This window comes from Pseudolysinimonas sp., from assembly GCF_049651805.1.
Classification (GTDB): domain Bacteria; phylum Actinomycetota; class Actinomycetes; order Actinomycetales; family Microbacteriaceae; genus Pseudolysinimonas_A.
On sequence record NZ_JBASCU010000060.1, the window covers coordinates 1 to 19,106 of the forward strand.

The 19,106-nt window shown below is 67.7% G+C and carries 33 protein-coding genes and 3 pseudogenes; 16 read left to right on the top strand and 20 right to left on the bottom strand.

The genetic code is table 11. The annotated features are described in order from the left end of the window. Positions 1-126: 126 nt before the first annotated feature. From WBL06_RS14685 to WBL06_RS14695, 3 genes are all read left to right on the top strand, one after another. On the top strand, positions 127-807 hold the full coding sequence (locus tag WBL06_RS14685) for a histidine phosphatase family protein (protein ID WP_424457298.1): 681 nt from the start codon (positions 127-129) through the stop codon (positions 805-807). A gap of 130 nt (positions 808-937) precedes the next feature. Continuing rightward, complete coding sequence (locus WBL06_RS14690; RefSeq protein WP_424457299.1) at positions 938-2,611, top strand: N-6 DNA methylase; 1,674 nt, start codon at positions 938-940, stop codon at positions 2,609-2,611. Next, positions 2,608-3,372: a hypothetical protein gene (locus WBL06_RS14695; RefSeq protein ID WP_424457301.1), complete on the top strand. Its 765-nt coding sequence runs from the start codon at positions 2,608-2,610 to the stop codon at positions 3,370-3,372. Before WBL06_RS14690 ends, WBL06_RS14695 begins: the two co-directional genes overlap by 4 nt. Here WBL06_RS14695 and WBL06_RS14700 read toward each other — a convergent pair. Both WBL06_RS14700 and WBL06_RS14705 read right to left on the bottom strand, forming a co-directional pair. Continuing rightward, positions 3,359-3,727 (bottom strand): hypothetical protein, encoded by a 369-nt coding sequence (locus tag WBL06_RS14700; RefSeq protein WP_424457303.1) that lies wholly within the window; start codon positions 3,725-3,727, stop codon positions 3,359-3,361. The genes WBL06_RS14695 and WBL06_RS14700 overlap by 14 nt on opposite strands. Next, on the bottom strand, positions 3,717-4,073 hold the full coding sequence (locus tag WBL06_RS14705; protein ID WP_424457305.1) for a hypothetical protein: 357 nt from the start codon (positions 4,071-4,073) through the stop codon (positions 3,717-3,719). Before WBL06_RS14705 ends, WBL06_RS14700 begins: the two co-directional genes overlap by 11 nt. Before the next feature lie 619 nt (positions 4,074-4,692). On the opposite strand from WBL06_RS14705, the gene WBL06_RS14710 reads away from it, so the two are divergent. Continuing rightward, positions 4,693-4,854 (top strand): hypothetical protein, encoded by a 162-nt coding sequence (locus WBL06_RS14710; RefSeq protein WP_424457306.1) that lies wholly within the window; start codon positions 4,693-4,695, stop codon positions 4,852-4,854. On the opposite strand, the gene WBL06_RS14715 is transcribed toward WBL06_RS14710, so the two are convergent. The 3 genes from WBL06_RS14715 to WBL06_RS14725 all read right to left on the bottom strand — a co-directional run bounded on the left by WBL06_RS14715 (position 4,820) and on the right by WBL06_RS14725 (position 7,153). Continuing rightward, positions 4,820-5,302: a VanZ family protein gene (locus WBL06_RS14715; protein WP_424457308.1), complete on the bottom strand. Its 483-nt coding sequence runs from the start codon at positions 5,300-5,302 to the stop codon at positions 4,820-4,822. The two genes, WBL06_RS14710 and WBL06_RS14715, sit on opposite strands and share 35 nt — an antisense overlap. Then, positions 5,299-6,687: a DUF222 domain-containing protein gene (locus WBL06_RS14720; protein WP_424457309.1), complete on the bottom strand. Its 1,389-nt coding sequence runs from the start codon at positions 6,685-6,687 to the stop codon at positions 5,299-5,301. The genes WBL06_RS14715 and WBL06_RS14720 overlap by 4 nt, the downstream gene beginning before the upstream one ends. A gap of 91 nt (positions 6,688-6,778) precedes the next feature. Beyond that, complete coding sequence (locus tag WBL06_RS14725; protein WP_424457311.1) at positions 6,779-7,153, bottom strand: hypothetical protein; 375 nt, start codon at positions 7,151-7,153, stop codon at positions 6,779-6,781. A 34-nt stretch (positions 7,154-7,187) separates the two neighbouring features. Here WBL06_RS14725 and WBL06_RS14730 point away from each other — a divergent pair, with 34 nt between their 5' ends. After that, positions 7,188-7,616 carry a cupin domain-containing protein gene (locus WBL06_RS14730; protein ID WP_424457313.1) on the top strand — a complete coding sequence of 143 codons (429 nt, stop codon included), beginning with the start codon at positions 7,188-7,190 and terminating at the stop codon, positions 7,614-7,616. A gap of 271 nt (positions 7,617-7,887) precedes the next feature. On the opposite strand, the gene WBL06_RS14735 is transcribed toward WBL06_RS14730, so the two are convergent. The 3 genes and pseudogenes from WBL06_RS14735 to WBL06_RS14745 all read right to left on the bottom strand — a co-directional run. Then, positions 7,888-8,355, bottom strand: coding sequence for an Hsp20/alpha crystallin family protein (locus tag WBL06_RS14735; RefSeq protein WP_424457315.1), 468 nt, complete (start codon positions 8,353-8,355; stop codon positions 7,888-7,890). A gap of 169 nt (positions 8,356-8,524) precedes the next feature. After that, positions 8,525-8,647, bottom strand: a pseudogene (locus tag WBL06_RS14740) (helix-turn-helix domain-containing protein); the annotation flags it as partial. 47 nt (positions 8,648-8,694) lie between these two features. Further along, positions 8,695-8,820, bottom strand: a pseudogene (locus tag WBL06_RS14745) (hypothetical protein); the annotation flags it as partial. A 213-nt stretch (positions 8,821-9,033) separates the two neighbouring features. Between WBL06_RS14745 and WBL06_RS14750 the strand changes: the two are divergent. Together WBL06_RS14750 and WBL06_RS14755 are read left to right on the top strand one after the other, a co-directional pair. Continuing rightward, the gene (locus tag WBL06_RS14750; RefSeq protein WP_424457317.1) at positions 9,034-9,453 is read left to right on the top strand and encodes a hypothetical protein; all 420 of its coding nucleotides are present in this window, start codon (positions 9,034-9,036) and stop codon (positions 9,451-9,453) included. Next, positions 9,450-9,815: a DUF5615 family PIN-like protein gene (locus WBL06_RS14755; RefSeq protein WP_424457319.1), complete on the top strand. Its 366-nt coding sequence runs from the start codon at positions 9,450-9,452 to the stop codon at positions 9,813-9,815. The genes WBL06_RS14750 and WBL06_RS14755 overlap by 4 nt, the downstream gene beginning before the upstream one ends. A gap of 12 nt (positions 9,816-9,827) precedes the next feature. Here the strand turns inward: WBL06_RS14755 and WBL06_RS14760 are convergent, their stop codons facing one another. Continuing rightward, a complete protein-coding gene (locus tag WBL06_RS14760; RefSeq protein ID WP_424457321.1) occupies positions 9,828-10,175 on the bottom strand; it encodes a hypothetical protein in 348 nt (115 codons plus the stop codon). 54 nt (positions 10,176-10,229) lie between these two features. Beyond that, positions 10,230-10,352, bottom strand: coding sequence for a hypothetical protein (locus tag WBL06_RS14765; protein ID WP_424457322.1), 123 nt, complete (start codon positions 10,350-10,352; stop codon positions 10,230-10,232). A gap of 107 nt (positions 10,353-10,459) precedes the next feature. On the opposite strand from WBL06_RS14765, the gene WBL06_RS14770 reads away from it, so the two are divergent. Beyond that, on the top strand, positions 10,460-10,741 hold the full coding sequence (locus WBL06_RS14770) for a type II toxin-antitoxin system RelE/ParE family toxin (protein WP_424457324.1): 282 nt from the start codon (positions 10,460-10,462) through the stop codon (positions 10,739-10,741). A 14-nt stretch (positions 10,742-10,755) separates the two neighbouring features. Continuing rightward, positions 10,756-11,058, top strand: a complete 303-nt coding sequence (locus WBL06_RS14775; protein ID WP_424457326.1) for a HigA family addiction module antitoxin — start codon at positions 10,756-10,758, stop codon at positions 11,056-11,058. On the opposite strand, the gene WBL06_RS14780 is transcribed toward WBL06_RS14775, so the two are convergent. Together WBL06_RS14780 and WBL06_RS14785 are read right to left on the bottom strand one after the other, a co-directional pair. After that, entirely contained in the window at positions 11,055-11,684 is a 630-nt protein-coding gene (locus tag WBL06_RS14780; protein WP_424457328.1) for an ADP-ribosylglycohydrolase family protein, read from the bottom strand. The two genes, WBL06_RS14775 and WBL06_RS14780, sit on opposite strands and share 4 nt — an antisense overlap. Positions 11,685-11,772: 88 nt before the next feature. Continuing rightward, positions 11,773-11,946 (bottom strand): annotated as a pseudogene (locus WBL06_RS14785) (ADP-ribosylglycohydrolase family protein); the annotation flags it as partial. 92 nt (positions 11,947-12,038) lie between these two features. Here WBL06_RS14785 and WBL06_RS14790 point away from each other — a divergent pair. Genes WBL06_RS14790 through WBL06_RS14800 form a run of 3 tightly spaced genes read left to right on the top strand, consistent with a single transcriptional unit; the run spans position 12,039 to position 13,235 of the window. Continuing rightward, the gene (locus WBL06_RS14790) at positions 12,039-12,401 is read left to right on the top strand and encodes a hypothetical protein (protein WP_424457330.1); all 363 of its coding nucleotides are present in this window, start codon (positions 12,039-12,041) and stop codon (positions 12,399-12,401) included. A 52-nt stretch (positions 12,402-12,453) separates the two neighbouring features. Continuing rightward, a complete protein-coding gene (locus tag WBL06_RS14795) occupies positions 12,454-12,873 on the top strand; it encodes a hypothetical protein (protein WP_424457331.1) in 420 nt (139 codons plus the stop codon). After that, the gene (locus tag WBL06_RS14800; RefSeq protein ID WP_424457333.1) at positions 12,870-13,235 is read left to right on the top strand and encodes a DUF5615 family PIN-like protein; all 366 of its coding nucleotides are present in this window, start codon (positions 12,870-12,872) and stop codon (positions 13,233-13,235) included. Before WBL06_RS14795 ends, WBL06_RS14800 begins: the two co-directional genes overlap by 4 nt. Positions 13,236-13,249: 14 nt before the next feature. On the opposite strand, the gene WBL06_RS14805 is transcribed toward WBL06_RS14800, so the two are convergent. Together WBL06_RS14805 and WBL06_RS14810 are read right to left on the bottom strand one after the other, a co-directional pair. Continuing rightward, a complete protein-coding gene (locus WBL06_RS14805) occupies positions 13,250-13,663 on the bottom strand; it encodes a MerR family transcriptional regulator (RefSeq protein WP_424457335.1) in 414 nt (137 codons plus the stop codon). 237 nt (positions 13,664-13,900) lie between these two features. After that, positions 13,901-14,185, bottom strand: a complete 285-nt coding sequence (locus WBL06_RS14810) for a HigA family addiction module antitoxin (RefSeq protein WP_424457337.1) — start codon at positions 14,183-14,185, stop codon at positions 13,901-13,903. A gap of 35 nt (positions 14,186-14,220) precedes the next feature. Here WBL06_RS14810 and WBL06_RS14815 point away from each other — a divergent pair, with 35 nt between their 5' ends. Together WBL06_RS14815 and WBL06_RS14820 are read left to right on the top strand one after the other, a co-directional pair. Next, on the top strand, positions 14,221-14,472 hold the full coding sequence (locus tag WBL06_RS14815; RefSeq protein WP_424457339.1) for a type II toxin-antitoxin system Phd/YefM family antitoxin: 252 nt from the start codon (positions 14,221-14,223) through the stop codon (positions 14,470-14,472). Further along, positions 14,469-14,723, top strand: a complete 255-nt coding sequence (locus tag WBL06_RS14820; protein ID WP_424457341.1) for a Txe/YoeB family addiction module toxin — start codon at positions 14,469-14,471, stop codon at positions 14,721-14,723. The genes WBL06_RS14815 and WBL06_RS14820 overlap by 4 nt, the downstream gene beginning before the upstream one ends. Positions 14,724-14,737: 14 nt before the next feature. Here the strand turns inward: WBL06_RS14820 and WBL06_RS14825 are convergent, their stop codons facing one another. From WBL06_RS14825 to WBL06_RS14835, 3 genes are read right to left on the bottom strand one after another with little or no spacing between them, the layout of a single operon-like run. Then, positions 14,738-15,277 (bottom strand): YaeQ family protein, encoded by a 540-nt coding sequence (locus WBL06_RS14825; RefSeq protein WP_424457343.1) that lies wholly within the window; start codon positions 15,275-15,277, stop codon positions 14,738-14,740. Between the two features lie 52 nt (positions 15,278-15,329). Next, positions 15,330-15,980 carry a nucleotidyl transferase AbiEii/AbiGii toxin family protein gene (locus WBL06_RS14830; protein WP_424457344.1) on the bottom strand — a complete coding sequence of 217 codons (651 nt, stop codon included), beginning with the start codon at positions 15,978-15,980 and terminating at the stop codon, positions 15,330-15,332. Further along, entirely contained in the window at positions 15,970-16,749 is a 780-nt protein-coding gene (locus WBL06_RS14835; RefSeq protein ID WP_424457346.1) for a type IV toxin-antitoxin system AbiEi family antitoxin domain-containing protein, read from the bottom strand. The genes WBL06_RS14830 and WBL06_RS14835 overlap by 11 nt, the downstream gene beginning before the upstream one ends. 74 nt (positions 16,750-16,823) lie before the next feature. Between WBL06_RS14835 and WBL06_RS14840 the strand changes: the two genes are divergently transcribed. Both WBL06_RS14840 and WBL06_RS14845 read left to right on the top strand, forming a co-directional pair. Next, complete coding sequence (locus WBL06_RS14840; protein WP_424457348.1) at positions 16,824-17,012, top strand: hypothetical protein; 189 nt, start codon at positions 16,824-16,826, stop codon at positions 17,010-17,012. 142 nt (positions 17,013-17,154) lie between these two features. Then, positions 17,155-17,400 (top strand): nucleotidyltransferase family protein, encoded by a 246-nt coding sequence (locus WBL06_RS14845; protein WP_424457350.1) that lies wholly within the window; start codon positions 17,155-17,157, stop codon positions 17,398-17,400. A 168-nt stretch (positions 17,401-17,568) separates the two neighbouring features. Here the strand turns inward: WBL06_RS14845 and WBL06_RS14850 are convergent, their stop codons facing one another. The 3 genes from WBL06_RS14850 to WBL06_RS14860 are packed head-to-tail and all read right to left on the bottom strand — an operon-like array spanning position 17,569 to position 18,970. After that, on the bottom strand, positions 17,569-17,853 hold the full coding sequence (locus tag WBL06_RS14850) for a DUF4411 family protein (protein ID WP_424457352.1): 285 nt from the start codon (positions 17,851-17,853) through the stop codon (positions 17,569-17,571). Then, positions 17,850-17,987, bottom strand: coding sequence for a DUF4411 family protein (locus tag WBL06_RS14855; protein WP_424457354.1), 138 nt, complete (start codon positions 17,985-17,987; stop codon positions 17,850-17,852). The genes WBL06_RS14850 and WBL06_RS14855 overlap by 4 nt, the downstream gene beginning before the upstream one ends. Continuing rightward, the gene (locus WBL06_RS14860) at positions 17,987-18,970 is read right to left on the bottom strand and encodes an ImmA/IrrE family metallo-endopeptidase (protein ID WP_424457355.1); all 984 of its coding nucleotides are present in this window, start codon (positions 18,968-18,970) and stop codon (positions 17,987-17,989) included. Before WBL06_RS14860 ends, WBL06_RS14855 begins: the two co-directional genes overlap by 1 nt. Positions 18,971-19,106: the final 136 nt, after the last annotated feature.

Consider the following 19,106-nt stretch of genomic DNA (forward strand, 5'->3'; position numbering starts at 1 on the left):
CCCCGAAATAGGGTGAGACACGTCGGGGTCTTTCTCGAAGGAGGAGTAGGAACTTCCATCCTGGAAGACCCCGGCCCCTCACCCCGCAACGACCCGCTCACCCCGCTTCATGATGAAGAGCCGGTTATGCGCATCCTCTTCGTCCGCCACGGCCAGACACCCGCCAACGTGCGCGGCATTCTCGACACCGCCGCCCCCGGGCCGGGCCTGACCGACCTCGGCGCGAAGCAGGCGGATGCCGTGGTCGACGCCCTCGGGCACGAAACGATCGCCGCCATCTACGTGTCGAAACTCGTTCGCACCCACCAGACGGCCGCCCCGCTCGCGGCGGCGCTCGGCCTCACCCCGACCGAACTGGCGGGAACGCACGAGATCGAGGCGGGCGACATCGAGGGTCGCAGCGATCACGAGGCCGTGCGCATCTACCTCACGACGGTGTTCGCCTGGGGTTCGGGCGACCCCGACCCGGCGATGCCCGGAGGATCCGACGGCCACGCGTTCTTCTCGCGGTTCGACGGGGCGATCGACGAGATCGCTGCTGCGCACCCCGACGATGCCACAGTCGTCGTCGTCAGCCACGGCGCCGCCATCCGAGTCTGGACGGGCGCCCGAGTGCGCAACCTCGGCGACGGGTTCACCGCCGACAACCACCTCGACAACACCGGCGTCGTCGTCGTCGAAGGCTCGCCAGGCGCCGGCTGGACGGCGCTGTCGTGGGGCGGCATGCCGGTCGGCGGTGAACGGCTCGCCGACATCAGTGCCGACGACCCGACCGGCGACCCGCTCGACGACGCCCTCGACCGCTGACCCCCCTCTTCTTGTCGAGTCGCAGACTTTCGACATGTCTTGACCAGTAGCCGTGCGGAACGTCCGCGACTCGACCTGGGTGGGGCGCGCGTCCCACGCCGGGTCGGGGGTCGGCCGTAACCTTGCGATCGTGACCCGGCGCATCCTCTCCGCGCGTGTCGAACTGGTGCGCGAAGGCATCGACCGCCTTGGCATCGAGGCCGTCTGGCAGTCCCTCGTCGCCACCCACGCCATCCGGGTCGGCGGGGCCGCAACCGAGGCGATCCTGGCCGACCTGCCGCGCCGCGATCCGTCGTGGGACCTCGATCTGCTCGACGGGCTGCAGATGGATGAGCGCTCGGTGCTCTACGAGTACTCCCTCGCCTACGTCGACCGGGTCGACCGCAAGGCATCGGGCCAGTTCTTCACCCCCGATGATGTGGCCCGGTTCCTCGCCTCCCGCGCCGCCCGCTTCACCCCGGGCATCTGGATCGATCCCTGCTGCGGGGTCGGCAACCTGTCGTACTGGCTCGCCGCCGCCCAGCCCGATCCCCGCCGGTTCGTGGCCGAGCACCTCGTTCTCGTCGACCGCGACCCGCGCGCCCTGCTCGTGGCCCGCGCCCTGATCGCCACCGAGTTCGGGCTCGACGGCGTGCAGTACGCGGCGCTGGTCGGCCGCTCGCGGGTGGCCGACGCGCTCACCGACGACCTGCCCGGCTTCGACTACGCCCTGATGAACCCGCCGTACGTCGTCGTGCCCCGCGACGACCGGTTCGCGGCGGCCGAGTCGCGCGACCTGTACGCCTACTTTCTCGAGCGGATGCTGACCCTCGGCCGGCGCGGCATCGTCGCCATCACCCCGCAGAGTTTCACCTCGGGCCGCAAGTTCGCGGGGCTGCGGCGGTTGCTCGTGCGGCGGCTCGAAGTGATGGATGTCTACTGCTTCGACAACGTGCCCGACAACGTGTTTCGCGGCGTCAAGTTCGGGTCGCAGAACAGCAACCGGGTGAACTCGACCCGCGCGGCGGTGCTGGTGGGGTCGATGGGTGAGGTCGACGCGCCGCGCCGACACCGCATCACCCCCCTGCTGCGCTGGCGGGCGCACGAGCGCGCCGACCTGTTCGCGGCCGCGGACGACTTTCTCGCCGACCTCCAAGCGGACGAGGACCGGGCGTTCCCGAAGGTCGGCGCCGCGCTGGTACCGCTGCATCGCGCGATGCTCGAATGCGACACCACGGTCCGCGACCTGGTCGCGTCGGAGCCCACCGGGTATCCGCTCGACGTGCCGGTCACGCCGCGCTACTTCCTCTCGGCGGTCAAACGGGTGCTCGACCGCGGGCACGTGCACCGGCTGTACTTTCGCGACGCCGCAGCTCGTGATCGTGCGGCCGTCGTCTTGAACTCGTCGCTCGCCTACTGGTGGTGGCGGGCCTACGAAGGCGGAATCACCGTCTCGCGCGCCATCCTGCTGTCGGTGCCAGTGCCGATCGCCGCCGCCGACCCCGTTCTCGTGGCGGCGCTCGAAGCGTCGGAAGTCGACAACGTCGTCGTGAAACGCAACGCGGGCCGCCCCAACGAGAACGTCAAGCATCCGTGGCGGCTGCTGCGCATGCTCAACGAAGCCGTCGCCCCCGACGACGTCGACGCCCTGCTCGCCACTCACGCCAACTCCCACCTGGGCACCCCCAGCGAGTCGATTGCCGCGCGCCACCCCACCCGCGGGTCGAGTGCCGCGCGCAGCGCTGGGCCCACGCCGCCGTCCAGGCGGTGGGGAGATCGAGACCCCACCCGCGAACACCCTCCCGCGAGAGCGTCCGGCGCATGACCCTCCCGCTCTGGCCGGCCGGATCCACGAGCGCTTCCCCCGAGTTCGACACCCTGCGCGACCGACTCGTGGCCGACGACAACCTCCGCGAAGAGCTCGAAGCGGCCCTGCGCGCCAACGTGAACCGCATCGACCCGACCGACCGTGCGAACCGGTTCGGCTCGGGGGCAGCCGTGGAGTGGATCATCGCAGCGACGGCGTACCAGTGCGGGATCCTGTCGGTTCCGGGCGGGCACAACGCCGACGGCTTCGACCTGCAGGCGCTGCGCGACCAGGTGCGCGGTCTGTGGAGCGTGAAGAACACGACGAAGGCGAGCGGGTTTCGGCTGACCAACGGGATGAGCGGTGCCGGTCGCGGGTTCACCGAAGCGGTCATCCTGCTCTCCCCTGCGCTGCCCGGGCTCACGTTCGCGCATCCGGACGCGCATCCCGACATCGCTGCGGCGGTGCAACACAAAGACGACCACACCTTGCTGCCGCTGCGGGCCGCCCTGCGCCACGCCGAGGAGCACCCGGAGTGCGTCGCCCCGATCCGGATGCCGGTGAACCCGAAGACTGGACGCGACGATCCGTGGATGGACTACGTGAAGTCGCTGCTCGAGCCGTTGGGTTTTCCCCGGCTGTCGAAGCTGTTCGTCGACGCGACACCGGCGCCTCGCTCGCTGGCGGGCGAGATCGTGGAGTTGGCGAAACTCCGGGATGACGGCATCCTCACCGAGGCGCAGTTCGACGCGGCGGTCGCCCGGGTCACGCAGCAGTGACGGTGGCTGCACCGGCGGCGACGAACAGCACGGCCCCGAGTGCGACGGCGGCCATGAGAAGCATCGCGGTCGCCTGGGCGCCCAGTCGGCGACGCCCGGGGGCCATCGCGAATTGGGCGACGAGCATGGCGACGTAGAGCAGCGCCACGACGATGGCGGCGACGACGGCGACCGTTCCGTTGGGCAGGGTCGACATCGGGATGAGCACGCCCAGCGAGATGGCGGCGAAAAGGCCGCCGACGATCAGCCAGATCGCCCCCGTCGATGTGGTGAGGGCCGGCTGTTCGCGGATCGCCGTCGGGTCGCCGTCGCGGGAACGCTCGCCTCCGGTCTCAGCGCCGTCGTCAGCTTTCATCGCCGGCGTCGATCTTCTCGAGCAGCCGTTTCGCGGCGCGGGCGATCTCGTCATGGTCGTGCTGGGCGGCGCGGGATTCCAGCGAGATGACGGCGCAGCGATGGATGCGGCGGAAGTCACCCATCGGGAACGAGAATCGGCCTTTGGTCTCGTCGGATTCTTGGCGGTCGACCCCGAGGTACCAGGTGGAGTACTCCTTCCACCCTTCGCGGTCGATGTAGCGGTTTTCGTCGTCGGCGCTCGGGGCGTGTTCGCTCCAGTCGTCGCGTTCGTCTCTCGTGACATCGCCGCGGTCGATCAGTTTCTCGGCGTGGGCGAGGGCGTCTTTGTTCACCGTGATCGTCATGAGTCAGGTCTACGCCTGTCGCTCGCGACGCCGCGACCGGGTTGACACACCGGGTTGACACACCGGGTTAACGTGCGAGCGTCTACGTTTCACCCGCGGGTGGGGTGATTGCCGGGTGACCGATTGGCGAACCTTACCTGCCGTGCGGGGGTCGTGCCAGCCCCTTTACCTCCGCCGGGACGGTGGCGTGTGCTGGGGTGAGGACTTCCCCGCCTTTGCGGCGCCGACGAGGAAGTTCGGAAAGGGAAACCCCCATGGGACGCCACAGCATGAACTACCGCCCCGAGACGAGTCAGGGGCCAGATATGCATTACCGCCCGGAAGCGTCGGTCGCCCCTCCCGGCGATCCGATCCAGCCCGGATTTCCGGGAGCTCCGGGGGCGCCGAGCCCGGATGGCCCGTCCACGGTGCCGAGCGATCCGACTCAGCCCGCTGAGCCGACTCAGCCGTCGGAGCCGAGTTGGCCGGTCGGTCCTGATGGCCCGGAGGTTCCGACTGGGCCCACTGAGCCTGAACCGAGCCACCCGGTAGAGCCGCCGCCGGTCGCTCCGGAGGAGTTCGATGACGGCGCGTCCGCCGCGGGCGGCGTGTGGCGCCCCGCCGGCGAGGAGGCGCTGCGGTGACGGCGGCGGTTCCGAACAGCACTTTCGGTGAAGGCAGCGATCCGGACGATCCGGACGGGCAGATGAACGATCAGCGGATGCCGACGACCGATGGTCAGATGGCGAGCGACATCTCGGAGGAGGTCATCCCGCCCCCGGCCGACCCGCAGGACGGCTAGCCGCGGGACGCCTGACCTCGGACGGGCTGACCCCGCCTCGAGCTGACGCCACGAGGCTGATCAGCGCGCCGAGCACCGCCCCGGCAAGGGTGCCGAGGGTGTTGGCGACGATGTCGCGCGGGTCGGATACTCGCGGCGTCGACACCTGCAGCACTTCGATCGCGACAGACACCACGCCACCGAGCACCGTGGCCCCGAACCAGGTTCCCCGCGGGATGGCGAGCCGCAGCAGCAGCCCGAGCGGAACGAACAGCAGGATGTTGGCGACGAATTCGGGCGACCCGATGCGCACCCATGTCTCGGGGTCGAGCCAGGTGGAGGGCGACAGCACGTCGTAGTCCCCGCTCGCCGGTCGGGTGCGCCACAGTGTCGGCCCGAGCGTCAGCAGCCCGACGACCAGGAGGTACACCACCGCGAGCACCCCGAAGGGCAGCGATCGTCGGGTCATCTACTGATCTTCGACGCCGGATGCTCCGTGCTCGCTGGGAGCGCGCCCTTAGGCGGCTGATGTCGGGCGACGTGTTCCCGCATGGCTCGGGACTTCGTGACCAGCAGTTGCGGGGCCCCGCCCCGGTCGGGCGGTGGGTAGAGCCAGTACCGGCCGTCTCGTCGGCTGATCTGCCACCCCTCGTTGTGCAACTTCAGGTGGTGATGTTTGCAGAGCAGCACACCCCGCTCGAGGTCGGTGCGACCCTGATCTCTGACGTAGTGATCGATGTGATGCGCCTCACACCAAGATGGTGGGCGTTCGCAACCTTTCCAGATGCATCCGCCGTCCCTGATGGCGAGGGCGACCCTCTGGTGGCGGGAGTAGAGGCGTTGTTCCCGACCCAGGTCGAGCACATCCCCCAGCGAATCGATCAGCGCGGTCTGGGTGCCCTGACTGCAGGCGAGGGCTTGCACGGTGCCGATCGAGAGCACTTCGTTGGACCCCTCGATCACCCCATGCCCGGTTCCAGCGATCAGATCGGTGGCGTGCACGAGCACCCGCACCGCCGGCATCCCTGTGCCGAGCAGCACATCCGAGGGAACACTCGCCGCTTGACGGAGCAGTTCGGTGAACGCATCGGACGCGATCTGCTCCGTCGTGCGCTCATCACGCTCGAGCGCTTCCGCCTGGGCCACCGCGTCCGAGTCGACGAACCGGGGACCGCCGCGACGCGGTGACGTCGCACGGTCGTAGATCTCATCCACCACCCCGGCGGTGAGCGGGTCGTAGTCCCAGATGAGCCGTTTCATCCCATCCCGCAGATCCAGCCGGCGCAGCGACCGGCGCCCCCGCAACACCGCTTCCCGGGATGCGATGCCGGCCTCGTCGAGCTCGTCCCGCACTTCGCGGGCACGCTTCAACAAGCGATCGGGATCCAGGCTGCCCGCCTCTTCACACAGCAGTTCGGTCGCCTGATTCAGCAACTCCGGCGGCGCCGCGGCACCATCGAGTCCGGCGCGGATCGCCTCAGCCTCCTGCACCGACACCGACCCGTCGGCGACGGCACCCCCGAGAACATCCCCGTCAGTCTGCGAAAGCCGCCCCACCCGCAAAGCGACGACGGCATCCCGACCGGTCGCTCCTGTCGCCGACTTGACCAGTTCTTGCGGAGTGCGAGCCCCTTCACGCCGCGCCAACCCCGCACCACCGAGCGACGGGTCAGACCGGCGCTGCATCTCCCCCGCCGCGAGCGCCAGATGCGCATCCGCAATCTTCCGAGCCTCACCGGCGAGCCGCAGCCACTCCATCACCGAGGCATCCGACGCCGAGCGGCACGCCGAAACCGACCGCGGCACATCCCGCAGCACCGCAACAGCGGTGGCCAGAGCAGCAGTCGAGGTCATGGTTTCAATCCTTCCGAGCTCAATTCTCCCAAGGAGAACAAACTTTCGAAAGTACAAGAACTCCCAAAAGAACACCCTGTGGAGGACTCGATCACCTCGACGAGCGAGACCGCCCCACATACCGCCGCACCAACCCGACGACGACGAGCAGCACCCCGAGGATCACCCCGAACGGCGTGACCGCCGTGAACACGAACGCGGCGGTCGAGTTCGCCGCCCCCAACTCCTCCCCCGCGACCAGCCCAGCACCCCAGACCCGCAAAGCCACCCCGGCAGCGACAAGGCCAACGACCAGCAGCATCCCGAGCACGAAGTCGCGCCAGCGCAACTCGACGAACCCGCGCACGAGCCCGAGCACGGCGAGCCCGGCGGCGAGCGGCAGACCGAATCCGAGCAGAACGCTGGATGCCGACAGCGCCACCGTCGCCAACACCCCGGCCGGCAGCCAGGCAAGCAAATCGGGCATGCATCCACCGTACGCGCGGGTGCAAGATCGGGAGGTGACCGACTACCAACGCATCGAGCTCGGCGCCATCGGTGAATGGCGCAACCACTACGGCGGCTTCAGGCCGACGACATCCCGCGACGGCCGTCGGGTAGTCGACCACGAGGTCGACATGCAGTACATCGGGCTGACGGCGAACTCGTTCGTTCCCGGCGAGGAGGCCGGCTACTGGCATTCGCACGCGCAGCTCGAGGAGTTGTACGTCTTCCTCACAGGCCGCGGCGAGATGGGCCTCGACGACGACGTCGTCCCCGTAGGCCCCGGCACGGCCATCCGCGTCGGTCAGGGCGTGATGCGCACCTGGCGGGCCGTTCCCGACAGCCCCGAGCCGCTCACCTGGATGTGCATCCGCGCGGGCGGGGTCGAGTTGGAGCACTACCCGTCGGATGCCACCCGCGACGAGAAGCGCCCGTCACCCTGGTAGGGCCTTCGGCGCGTTGCCTCGCCGCAGCGCGGGCACGAGAGCTGCACGCACGGCGAGGCCCCGAACAGACCGGACCCCCGGGCGTCACCACCCGGGGATCCGTCACACCATCACGCCGCACGCAGGGGCGGCCCGCCGGACGACTTCGGCAGCGAGGGCCGAAGCTCCGGCAGACCCGGCACGAACCGGCGTCTCATGTCGCCGCGAGGCAAGCGGATGCCGGACCGGCCGGGTGTGCGCGGTCGCCTGGGCTGCGGCGTCAGCAGGGCGCTCACGCCGTCACCTCCTTACGACCACCCGCCCGGGTCATGCTGGCCTGGGCCATGCTTGCCTGGCCGCCCGAGCCCGCCGCGATCTGGATCTTGCGCGGCTTCGCCCGTTCGGCGACCGGGATGATGACCGACAGCACACCGTGCTCGTAGTTGGCGGTGATGTTCTCGAAGTCGACACCGTCGCCGAGGGTGAACTGGCGCATGTACGACCCGTAGGGGCGTTCGTGCGAGATCCACTTCACGTTCTCGTCGACCGGGGCGTGACGCTCGGCGCGGATGGTGAGCAGCTGGCCGTCGACATCCAGATCGACCGACGCGGGGTCGATGCCCGGGAGGTCGGCGCTCAGTACGTACTGGTCACCGTCTCGGAACAGGTCGACGGGCATCAGCCGAGGAGTTCGAGCGGTGTCGAACACGCTGGACGCGAGGCGGTCGAACTGGCTCAGCACATCGAACGGATTGGACATGATCAATCTCCTTTCGTCATCGAATGAAGGTCTCATGCGGGACTCCGCGAGACCCACTTCTGTTTTAGCACTCTCCCCCATCGAGTGCCAAGTCCCCCGCCCGCGGGTCGAGTGCCGCGCGCAGCGCTGGGCCCACGCCGCCATTCAGCCGGTGGGGAGATCCAGACCCCTACTCCGTGATCCCCAGCGCACGCGCGATCTCGGTGCTCGGCACCCGGCGGCCCCGCTCGTATGCCGAGACATTGGGTTGTGGGATGCCGGCCCGCTCGACAAGCGCACGTTGCGACATCCCGCGCTCGCTTCGCTGCTTGCAGCCGCTCCCCGGCCGTCTCCACGCATCACCGGCTCAGCGGTGCGCTTACCGCTGAAGGGCACACACACGACGCTGCGCTGCGGCGCGAAGCCCACGAGAGCGGGCACCATCGCGAGAAAGTCGGGGGTGGATGCGGGACGAACGATCTCCATCCCGTGATCCTTCGCGGGCCGCACCGCGCAATGCTGCTTCCCGCGCGATCGGTGGATACTCTCATCCCTGCGCGCGCTGTGGAGGACTCGCCGTCAACCCCCTGTCCCGGCATCCGCTGATGTCGTCGGATGGAACGCATGGATGCCGCACTCACCCCAGAACGAAACGACTCGACGGTCGGCGACGAGCCATGCAGCGCTACAATGTAGCGCATGACCACGCCGCTCTCGATCCGCTTCGACCCCGAGCTGCTCGACCGACTCCGCCGTACGGCCGCTGGTCGCGACACCACGCCATCCGGTCTTGCCCAACGTCTGGTCGACGAAGGTCTTCGCGCACAGGAGTTCGCGGGGGTCGTGTTCCGCGACGGGCCTGCGGGACGCCGTGCGGCACTCGCGGCCGGCCCGGACATATGGGAGATCGCGGCAGCGCTGCGCGACTCGGGCCTTCGTGGTGACGAGGCAATTGACGTGGTCGCCGACGACCTTGACCTCTCGCCCGCTCGGGTGCGCATCGCGCTGGCCTACTACGGCGCCCACTCCGCCGAGATCGACGATGAGATCGCCGACAACGAGCGCGCTGCGGAGGCCGCACTGCGCTCCTGGGAGTCGCAACGGCGCCTCCTGGCATGACGACTCGCCTCATTCTTGACGAGCACTACTCGGCAGCGATTGCCCTTGCGCTTCATGGGCTGGGTCACGACGTTGTCGCCGCAGTGGCGAGTGACGAGCTGCGCGGCGCGAGCGACCCGGAACTGTACCGTCACGCGACACAAACCGGCCGTCGAATCGTCACTGAGAACATCAAAGACTTCCGCCCGTTGCTCCTCACAGCGACCGCGGCAGACACCCCTGCGGCGCCGTTGCTGCTCGTGCCGCCGCGGCGGTTTCCCCGGGGGCACGGCGACCGCAACGCGATCATCGTCGCTGCGATCGACGCCTGGCTGAGGCGACCGGATGCCGACCCGCGCCCCATCGAGGACTGGCTGATATGAGAAAGCGGTGGCTCAATCGTTGAGCGTGGCCTCGTACTCCGCGGCGGCGACCATCATCTCGTCTTCTGTGACGAAAGACTGATCGGGCAGCAGCGTCGGTCGGATCGTCTCGAGCCCCCGCGCGCACAACACGTCGTCGTGCCAGTCGTCGTTCATCGTCGGTTCCCAGAAGCAACTCCACGCTCCAGAGTCGTCACCCGGCTCGACGCGGTCATCGCCCGTCTCGACCTCGCCAGTGGTGAACCCCAGAAACTGGCCGACCGCACCCAGGTTGCCTGACACCCCGAGCCAGCCGACGACTGCCGCCAGCGCGACGACGACGAACGCCCCCGTCCCGACGCTGCCGCGTCTTCTGCCCATGCCCCGATGCTAGGGAGGCATCCTCGTGTTCGAGACCCCCAGTTGGAGGCTGCCTCAGCGCACCGCCGCCCTTTCGCCCGTGACATCCTCGGGCGTCGCGTCCTGCGCGACCAGCACGTCTTCGTAGAACCCGATCTTGCCATTGAGGGCTTCAAGGTGTTCGACGTCACGCGCCATCCGCTCCACCACGACTATACGCCCTGGTGCGCCGACCCGGGCGGCGCACGCTCAACGAATCGCGCGGACCAGTTGCGACTAGTAACGCGCAGCGTTACTATCGAACAGTGATCCAGGGGTTCGCCACTCGGGACACCGAACGGGTGTGGCACCGGGAGCACGTCAAGAAGTTCGGCCCCGACCTGCAACGCATCGCGAACCGCAAACTGCTCATGCTGGATGCTGCCGAGAACATCAACGACCTGAGGGTCCCGCCGGGCAACCGGCTCGAACAGCTCGCGGGCGACCGCAAGGGTCAACACAGCATCCGCATCAATGACCAGTGGAGGGTCTGCTTCACCTGGTCAAACAACGGCCCCACCGATGTCGAGATCACCGACTACCACTAGCGAGAGGACAAGCCATGAGTCGCACCGGGGCACACACGCCGATTCACCCCGGCGAGATCCTGCTCGAGGAGTTTTTGAACCCTCTCGGCATCTCGCAGTACCGCCTCGCCGCGACGATCGGGGTGCCCGCGCGTCGCATCAACGAGATCGTGCACGGCAAGCGCAGCATCTCCCCCGACACCGCCCTGCGCCTGTCGCGGGCACTCGGCACGTCCGACCGCTTCTGGCTCAACCTTCAGAACCGTTACGACTTGGATGTCGCGCTCCTCGGTCACGAAGCGGAGCTGGCCAACATCCCGTCGCTGATCTCCACCTAGGCGTCCCGCGGTGAGCTGACCCGATCCAGGGCACGCTCCGCGAGCGCCCGCAACCCGGACGCATCCATCCCCGGCCACCCGTGCAACACCTCGAGCCACTCCTGAGGGATGGCGGCGGCGCCCCACCGCGCACCGGCGAGTGCCCCGGCGATGGCGGCGACCGTGTCGGTGTCGTGACCTCCGCGTACGGCGCGCTGCACGGCATCCGCGAAGGAGTCGGAGTCGGAGACCGCCGACCACGCCCCCTGCAGGGCGTGAACGACCCACCCGTTGCGGGTGAAGTCGCGCGGGTTCTGGATGTCGGCGTCTTCGAGCAGCTGCCCCCAGCGCCCGGCGTCTACCGCGGCGAGCCCGGCCCGCACGTCGTAGGCACCGGTGTGGATGGTGTGCCAGATCGCGAGACACCAGATGACGCACGCGTCGCCGGCATCCGGGTCGTAGTGGGTGAGCGCACTCACCTCCCGCGCCGCGGCGGCGAGCCCCACGGGATCGTCGAGGTATCCGAGCACGAGCGGGGCGGTGCGCATGAGCGACCCGTTGCCCCCGGAACGCCCGCTCACTTCGTGCACCTGGCGCGCCGCAGCCCGCGCCGCCGCGGCGGTCGGTTCGGGGAGTTCGGCGAGCACCTGGCGGGTCTGGATGCCGACATCCTAGGCTGAGGGTTTCGAGGATCGGCCCCGCCATGCTGGTGTCGTCGGTCCACTCGCCGGGTTCCCAGTTGAACCGCCCGCCACCGATCATGGCCACGACGGCTTCGTCGGGTAGCGGTTCGCCGAACTCGTACCCAGCGCCGAGCGCATCCCCCACCGCCGCACCGAGGATCACACCGATCGCACGGTCGCGTTGCTCATCGGTGAGGTTCACACGCTCAGTCTCTCCTGCCGTCACCTCTCGGTGGTCGAGTAGCGGCGCAGCCGCGTGTCGAGACCCGGCCCGTCAACCCCCTGTCACGCCATCCGCCAGTGTCGTCGACTAGACGAATGGATGCCGCACTCACTCCCGAAGGACACGACTCGACGGTGGGCGACGACCCCACCGAGAGGGGCCACGGCCCCGAGGAACTCGACGACGTGACGGATGACGGCTCGACCGGCGACGGAACCCTCGCCGACGGCGAGACGACCGACGCGCTCGACGACATCCTCGACAACCACAGCACGGCGGGCTGGTCGTCCCGCTCCGAGGACGAAGGCCCGGTGGTCACCGACTCCGACGGCGAGGAAGACGGCGACGAGCACCTGCCCAACCAGCTCGACGCCGACGCGATGGGTCGCCCGCTCGACGGATCGATGAACGATGACGATCAGGGCATGCAGAACGCCGGCACGAACCTCGGCGACTGAACCCCTCGCCCATACCGGCCCGGGCGGGCGGTGCCGCGCTACAATGTAGCGCATGACCACGCCGCTCTCGATCAGGTTCGACCCAGACCTGCTCGACCGGCTTCGCCGCACCGCTGTGAGCCGCGACACCACGCCATCCGGTCTTGCCCAACGTCTGGTCGACGAAGGTCTTCGCGCGCAGGAGTTCCCGGGGATCGTGTTCCGTGACGGGCCTGCGGGACGCCGTGCGGCACTCGCGGCCGGCCCGGACGTCTGGGAGATCGCGGCAGCGCTGCGAGACTCGGGCCTTCGTGGTGACGAGGCAGTTGATGTCGTCGCCGACGACCTTGACCTCTCTTCCGCTCGAGTGCGCATCGCGCTGGCCTACTACGGCGCCCACTCCGCCGAGATCGACGATGAAATCGCCGACAACGAGCGCGCTGCCGAGGCGGCACAGCGCTCCTGGGAGTCGCAGCGGCGCCTGCTGGCATGACGACCCGCCTCATCCTCGACGAGCACTATTCGGCGGCGATTGCTCGGGCGCTTCGTGAGCTGAGTCACGACGTTGTCGCCGCTGTGGCGAGCGACGAGCTGCGCGGCGCGAGCGACCCGGAGCTCTACCGACACGCGACGCAGACCGGTCGTCGCATCGTCACCGAGAACATCAAAGACTTCCGCCCCTTGCTGTTGGCGGCGACCGCGGCAGGCACGACCGCAGCACCAGTGCTTCTCGTGCCGCCGCGTCGTTTTCCCCGCGGGCGCGGCGACCGCAACGCGGCCATCGTCGCCGCATTCGACGCCTGGCTGAGGCGACCGGATGTCGACCCGCGCCCCAAAGAGGACTGGCTGACATGAGATAGTGCGCGAGGTCAGCCCACCGCCGCTCGCTCACCGGTGACACGCTCGGGCGTCGCATCCTGCGCGACCAGCACGTCTTCGTAGAAGCCGATCTTGCGGTTGAGCGCTTCGAGGTGCTCGACATCCTGCGCCATCCGCTCCACCAGCGCGGCCCGGTATCCGGTGAGCACCTCCACCCGCTGCGGAATGGTGTGGTCGCCCGCCCAGGTGAGGGTGACGAACTCTTTCGCCTCGCGGATCGGCATCCCGGTCGCCCGCAGCAGCTGCAGGAACTTCACCCAGCCGATGTCGTCGTCGGTGTAGCGGCGGTGTCCGCTCGAGGCTTTCGCGATCGGCGGCAGCAGCCGCTCACGTTCGTAGTAGCGCAGCGTGTGCTTGCTGAGCCCCGTGCGCTCCGCCGCTTCGTCGATCGTGTAGTCGTGCATGCCGACCACCGTACGACTTCGAGTGCACTCTAGGTCTAGGGGATTTTTCGAGGTTTGACTTCGAGCGCACTCGCACTCGTAGCGTCACTGCTGTGTCCTCGTGGCGTCGCCTTGAGCGTCGTCTGGGTGGACAGGTTGTTACGAGAGACAGGGAGCGCGAAACGGCAGCCCGGGATGCCGCGGCCCGCCGCCGGCAGGAACGTCGCGCCGCGCTCCGCGCCCGCGTGGCCGGGTGGTTCAGCCGGTGAGCGCCAACACTTTGGGTCGCGGCTTCTGGCGCTCGACCCACAGGTCGTGAGCCGTCTGAAGCCCGAGCCACAGCTCGGCACTCGTGCCAAACAGTTCGCTGAACCGCACGGCCATGTCGGCAGTCACGCCGGCGTGGCCGTTGCGGATGCGCGACAGCGTCGCGCGCGTCACACCCAAGCGGCGCGCGGCCTCGGCGATCGACACCCCATCGAGGTAGTCGTCGAGTCGCCCTAGCGTCCTGTCATGACCTACGAAGGCACGGTCCCGCAACACTCGCAGACAGTACAGGTTTCTGTACAATGAGCGGAATGAAGACGATCTCGTTCACGGAGTCCCGCGCGAACTACGCGGCGACTCTGGATGCCGTGGTCAACGACCGCGAAGAGATCGTCGTCACCCGCGCTGGCCATGATCCCGTCGTGATCGTGAGCCTCGCCGACTACGAGTCGCTCAAGGAGACGGCGTACCTGCTGCGGAGCCCGCGCAACGCCGCTCGGCTGCTCGCTGCGATCGAGAACCTCGAGTCGGGTGGCGGCACCGTGCGCGACCTCGTGGAATGAAGTTCGTCTGGCACGAGTCCGCATGGGACGACTACGTGCACTGGCAGACGGCCGACCGCGCGGTTCTCAAACGCATCAACCTGCTGCTACGAGACATCGCGCGCAACGGCCACTCCGGCATCGGCAAACCGGAAGCGCTGAAGCACGGCTTTCAGAGCTACTGGTCGAGACGTATCACTGACGAACACCGACTCGTCTACAAGATCGTCGATGACGAGATCCGCATCGCCGCCTGCCGCTACCACTACTGACTCGGACGCTGAGTTCACCCCAGCGGATGCACGTGCACCGTGGAGCTGAGCGTGGTGCCGTTCACGTCGAGATACAGCTGCCCTTCGACGACCGACACCGAGAGGGTGGTGCGTCGCTCGATCTGCGCGACCACGGCATCCACGAATCCGTCGTCGAAGCTGTGCAGCGTGATCTGGTCCGCCTGATGGATGCGCTTGCCCGTCCATGCACCGAGCACCTTCAGCGGGTCACGATGCGTGTAGATGGTCGTGCGGTCAGCCAGTTTGCTGGCGAAGTGCAGGCGATCGGCATCGGGAGCGCCGACCTCGATCCACGTGGTCAGCGCGCCGGTCAGGTCGCGAACGAGCACCGCAGGCTCGTCGGTCGCCGAGATGCCGTCGCCGAACGTGATGCCCTCGACATACTCGAGGCAGTACGCGAGCACCCGCGTCACCATGTAGGCATCCGTCTCAGACGGATGCCTGGCGACCCGCAGGGCGAACTCTTCGTACACGCCGCGATCGACGTCAGCCAACTGCACCGCGAAGTTGTACATCACTGCGCCGGCTGCCACGGAGGTCGAGCCTACGCGTCGATGGTGTTCCTCACCGGCCGCGAGACCCGGGTCAGTTCCAAGAAGAGTCGGTCGGCGACCATGTTCCCGAGTGGTCGCGGGCGAGAGCCGGTTGGATGAACGCTGCGGCCGATTCGACGGCCTCCGCGAATGATGGTCTTCCGATGATCGGCTCAGCGTCTCGGGCAACCTTCGCAAACTGCCCGGCCCAAGTCGACGGAGGCGCAAACGTGATGATCGGGCCCATGCCGCGATGTAGCGCCTCACTCGCGATCGCGACCCGCAGCGCGGCGCCGTCGACCGACTCAGTTGCGGCATAGACGAGCACGTCAACAAGGTCGCGCACGCGGGTCGACGGGTTGTCGTTGTGCAGTTCATGGATGGCGCACACCTTGTCGGCGAGGTGGTCACCGAGGTCGAGGTCGATCGCACGGTGGATCGACGCAAGCGCGAGATCCATGTCACGGGTCTCGTTCCAGAGGTCGACGTCTTTCGTGTGCCGCGCGTCGGCGACCCTCGCGAGCATCGCGGTTCCGCCCTTCAGCACCCACGGCTCTTTGAGCGCGAACACCCTGCAGAGAAACCTGTCGTGCACGAATTCCCGCAAAGCCGCCCCGCGGCGCGCCTGGGGCAGCAGCTTGACTGCGGTCGTGAGGGCGGAGCGCACGGCGGCCGGCGTCTCGTATCCCTCGTCACCGGCCATGGTCGACCCGCTCGAGTTTTCGCAGGAGGTCGGTGACATGCACCAGGTCTGTCACCTCCAACCCGGAGTCCGACCGCACCATGGAATCGAGCATCCTGAGGAGCTCGTTGCGAAGCGATGCGCGGTCCATGCCGGCAAACCCGAGGAGGTCGTCGAGAAGGGCCGCGCCGTCGCCTTTCGCGTGACCCCGGCGTGCAGCGTACGTCGCGAGACGAAGCTCGACATCATGAAGCGAGACGGTTCCGCGGCGCACAGCGTCGACAATGACCGCACCTACGTGTTCACCGTCATGACCGTCGTCGACAAGGTCGGCGATCGTGCGAAGCGCGGTGGTGGTCGGAAGCCCGTCAACAATCGTCACGTCACCTGGCGTGACAGCCCCACGGTGGGTGCGTACGCCATCACGGGTCGTTTGGAGCCGGCGGTCGGCCGTGAATTCGAGGATGTCGCCGCCGAGGTCTCCGAGCTGATGGAGTGCCGCTGCGCTCGCGTGTGAGACGACGATGCCTGCGGGGTCGCCGAGGCGTTCGGCGGCGGTGCGGCGAGGCTCAAGCGCGAGCCACGCCGCACGTACGGCAGAGTTCGGGTCGTAGCCCGACCCGAGAAGCCTGTACACCCCGTGGGTGACGCGCTCGAGAAGCCCGCGAGAGGCGAGCCGACCGATTTCAACGCGCGAGACTGCGACACGCTCGGCTTGCGCCGTCGTGACATGGCCCCGCTGGTCGTCGGCGATCTCGCCGAGCGCCTCAAGCCGCTCGTTCTGCCTCATGTCTGGGATTGTATCACCTTGAGTGTTACTAAATCAGTCGCTACGACAAGACCGCAGCTCACCTGCGCAACTCGATGCTCGAAGTAGCCGACACCCGTAAGTACCGGCCCGCAGCCCACGATCTCAGCAAGATCCGAGCATCCGCCCTCGCCGTTGGGTTGGAGGCACTCGCTGAGGTCAACGAGATGCTCGCCGACTTGCGCGACCGCTACCGTCGCCGCCCGAGCCTGCTCGCGGCGCTCGATCGGGCGCAGCTGCCCTGATTGCGCGGATGCCCTTTCGGCCTTCGCGCTGTGGGAAGCCCCGGGTACCCTGGACTCATGTCGATCACCGTCGCGTCACCCGAGACTCTCGTTCTGCGCGAGCTCCTTTGACGCACGCCGCGCCGACTTCCAGTTGCTGCTGATGAAGTACGGTGCCACGAATCCGAAACTGTTCGGCTCGATCGCCCGGGGCACGGCTCGCGAGGGCAGTGACATCGACATCGTCGTCGAGATGGACCCTGCTGACGGCAACCTGCTGATGCGCGCCTCTGGCCTGATGGAAGAGACGCGAACGCTTTTCGGCCGCGACGACATCGACATTTTCCCGGCGCAGCTGCTCAAGCGTCCAGTCTCCGAGTCGGCACTCGCGGACGCGATCGCCCTGTGACGCGCGGCGCCCCCTTCGTTGGTTGAGTAGCCGCGAAGCGGCGTGTCGAAACCAGACTCCCGGGTAACTGATCTGGGCCGCAAAGTTACTCGGGGCGGCCACCGAAGCTGACCTCTGCGAGGCGTGTTCCCCGGCTGCACTCAGTTCGGATGCCTCAAATTCGAGGCGTCAGGATGCGATCGGCACGTCGAGCGCGGAAGGCGCCGGCCCAGCGCCTGTGGGCCGCACCAACTTCAACCCGAGTTCCCGAAACAGCCCGAACGGCTCCCGACACTCCACCCTGAAAGCACTGCACGCGTCGGGAATCTTGATAACGCGCCTGGAGTCGGGCGCAGAGGTCTCGTGGGTGACGATGACGTGCTTGCCGGCAGTCGCCATGGCCACCAGTCGATAGTCGGCTTTCGCCAAGAAGTCGGTGCGCGCTTGCGTGAGGAAGCGTGGCTCTCCGGTCATCGTCCAGGTCGCGAGCGCCGGATGCCGACGTCCCGATACTCGGCAGCCAGCCAGTCCCAGAAGCCGGGCGCGAAGTCGGTGCCGTAGTAGGTGTTCTTCGCGGTGATGAACACGTTGGCATCGAGCAGAAACATCAGATGCCCAAATGCGTCGCGTACTTGTTCAACTGCTCGACGTTGCGCAATCCCAGAATCCGGAACGCCTCGGTATAGGTCGTCCCGCCCTCCCGCACATCGGAGAGCACGGCACGAGAGAGGCGTTCACCGATGCGGAAGGGTTGGTTCGCATAGAACTCACCGCCGCCGCTTTGCGCGCGCTGGTACTCGAACGCCTCAACGGCTCGCGCCTCTTCCGCGCGATACACCGCATCGAATCCAGTGCTCGGCACCAGCCCCAGGTCTCTCGCCTTGAGCAAAATCACGAGCGTGCTGCACAGATACCGGCTGGAGAGGCGGTCCAGCTCCCCAACCATTGGCACGTCGAGCCGAAATTGCTCCTTCAGATCAGCAGCCGGCACCAGCACCTCCGCGGCGACTGCGTTACACCAAGCCTCGACACCGGTGGCTTTAGCCGCAGGATCCTCGTCGCTGATCCCGGTGGCACGCAGCACGACGTGCGCGTACTCATGCAGGAAGGTGAAGATCTGCCCGCTCAGGGATTCGTCGCTGGAGTTGACGAAGATGAGCGGAGAAACCTCGTCCGCAAGGGTGAAGCCTCGGAACTCACCCCGATCGAGCATCCGGTGGTTGTCGTTCCCGACCATGCTCGTGAAAATCGCGAGCCCCCCGCGTTCCTCGAAGCGCCGCCGCAGGTGGTTGCGGGCATCCCCACGGGACATCCGAGCGCGTCCGGCGACGGTGTAGTCGAGCTCTCGCGCGGCGGCGGCGGCCACCGCACTGGGCTCGTCTTCGAGCGTTGCGCGAGTCACGGACGCGGGGCCGAGCCCGAGCTTGATCGCGTGGTCCCAGAACCACGCCTGACGCTGCACACTCAGGTCGATGACGTCGAGAAGGTCTTGGCTCGGGGCAGCTTCGTCGCCTTCGCGACCGAGGCGGTAGTCGGGGATCGGGAGTTCGATCTCGGGCGGTTGATCAAGAAAGAAGATGCCGAAGGGCAAATGGGAGTAGCTAGTGTCGCGTTTCTGAAGTTGGTTGACGGTTCGCTTTCTTGAGGATGTCGTCGGCGGTTTTGGTCCAGACGAAGGCGTGTTTGCGGTCGTTCCAGCCGGTGACGAATTGGCGGATCTTCGCGTT

Bases quoted from the DNA above. Each gene is read 5' to 3' on its own strand.
- WBL06_RS14685 (WP_424457298.1), top strand. From the start codon at position 127: ATGCGCATCCTCTTCGTCCGCCACGGCCAGACACCCGCCAACGTGCGC.
- WBL06_RS14695 (WP_424457301.1), top strand. From the start codon at position 2,608: ATGACCCTCCCGCTCTGGCCGGCCGGATCCACGAGCGCTTCCCCCGAG.
- WBL06_RS14700 (WP_424457303.1), bottom strand. From the start codon at position 3,727: ATGAAAGCTGACGACGGCGCTGAGACCGGAGGCGAGCGTTCCCGCGAC.
- WBL06_RS14705 (WP_424457305.1), bottom strand. From the start codon at position 4,073: ATGACGATCACGGTGAACAAAGACGCCCTCGCCCACGCCGAGAAACTG.
- WBL06_RS14715 (WP_424457308.1), bottom strand. From the start codon at position 5,302: ATGACCCGACGATCGCTGCCCTTCGGGGTGCTCGCGGTGGTGTACCTC.
- WBL06_RS14720 (WP_424457309.1), bottom strand. From the start codon at position 6,687: ATGACCTCGACTGCTGCTCTGGCCACCGCTGTTGCGGTGCTGCGGGAT.
- WBL06_RS14725 (WP_424457311.1), bottom strand. From the start codon at position 7,153: ATGCCCGATTTGCTTGCCTGGCTGCCGGCCGGGGTGTTGGCGACGGTG.
- WBL06_RS14735 (WP_424457315.1), bottom strand. From the start codon at position 8,355: ATGTCCAATCCGTTCGATGTGCTGAGCCAGTTCGACCGCCTCGCGTCC.
- WBL06_RS14750 (WP_424457317.1), top strand. From the start codon at position 9,034: ATGACCACGCCGCTCTCGATCCGCTTCGACCCCGAGCTGCTCGACCGA.
- WBL06_RS14755 (WP_424457319.1), top strand. From the start codon at position 9,450: ATGACGACTCGCCTCATTCTTGACGAGCACTACTCGGCAGCGATTGCC.
- WBL06_RS14760 (WP_424457321.1), bottom strand. From the start codon at position 10,175: ATGGGCAGAAGACGCGGCAGCGTCGGGACGGGGGCGTTCGTCGTCGTC.
- WBL06_RS14765 (WP_424457322.1), bottom strand. From the start codon at position 10,352: ATGGCGCGTGACGTCGAACACCTTGAAGCCCTCAATGGCAAGATCGGG.
- WBL06_RS14775 (WP_424457326.1), top strand. From the start codon at position 10,756: ATGAGTCGCACCGGGGCACACACGCCGATTCACCCCGGCGAGATCCTG.
- WBL06_RS14790 (WP_424457330.1), top strand. From the start codon at position 12,039: ATGGATGCCGCACTCACTCCCGAAGGACACGACTCGACGGTGGGCGAC.
- WBL06_RS14795 (WP_424457331.1), top strand. From the start codon at position 12,454: ATGACCACGCCGCTCTCGATCAGGTTCGACCCAGACCTGCTCGACCGG.
- WBL06_RS14800 (WP_424457333.1), top strand. From the start codon at position 12,870: ATGACGACCCGCCTCATCCTCGACGAGCACTATTCGGCGGCGATTGCT.
- WBL06_RS14805 (WP_424457335.1), bottom strand. From the start codon at position 13,663: ATGCACGACTACACGATCGACGAAGCGGCGGAGCGCACGGGGCTCAGC.
- WBL06_RS14815 (WP_424457339.1), top strand. From the start codon at position 14,221: ATGAAGACGATCTCGTTCACGGAGTCCCGCGCGAACTACGCGGCGACT.
- WBL06_RS14820 (WP_424457341.1), top strand. From the start codon at position 14,469: ATGAAGTTCGTCTGGCACGAGTCCGCATGGGACGACTACGTGCACTGG.
- WBL06_RS14830 (WP_424457344.1), bottom strand. From the start codon at position 15,980: ATGGCCGGTGACGAGGGATACGAGACGCCGGCCGCCGTGCGCTCCGCC.
- WBL06_RS14835 (WP_424457346.1), bottom strand. From the start codon at position 16,749: ATGAGGCAGAACGAGCGGCTTGAGGCGCTCGGCGAGATCGCCGACGAC.
- WBL06_RS14840 (WP_424457348.1), top strand. From the start codon at position 16,824: ATGCTCGAAGTAGCCGACACCCGTAAGTACCGGCCCGCAGCCCACGAT.
- WBL06_RS14845 (WP_424457350.1), top strand. From the start codon at position 17,155: ATGAAGTACGGTGCCACGAATCCGAAACTGTTCGGCTCGATCGCCCGG.
- WBL06_RS14850 (WP_424457352.1), bottom strand. From the start codon at position 17,853: ATGACCGGAGAGCCACGCTTCCTCACGCAAGCGCGCACCGACTTCTTG.
- WBL06_RS14855 (WP_424457354.1), bottom strand. From the start codon at position 17,987: ATGTTTCTGCTCGATGCCAACGTGTTCATCACCGCGAAGAACACCTAC.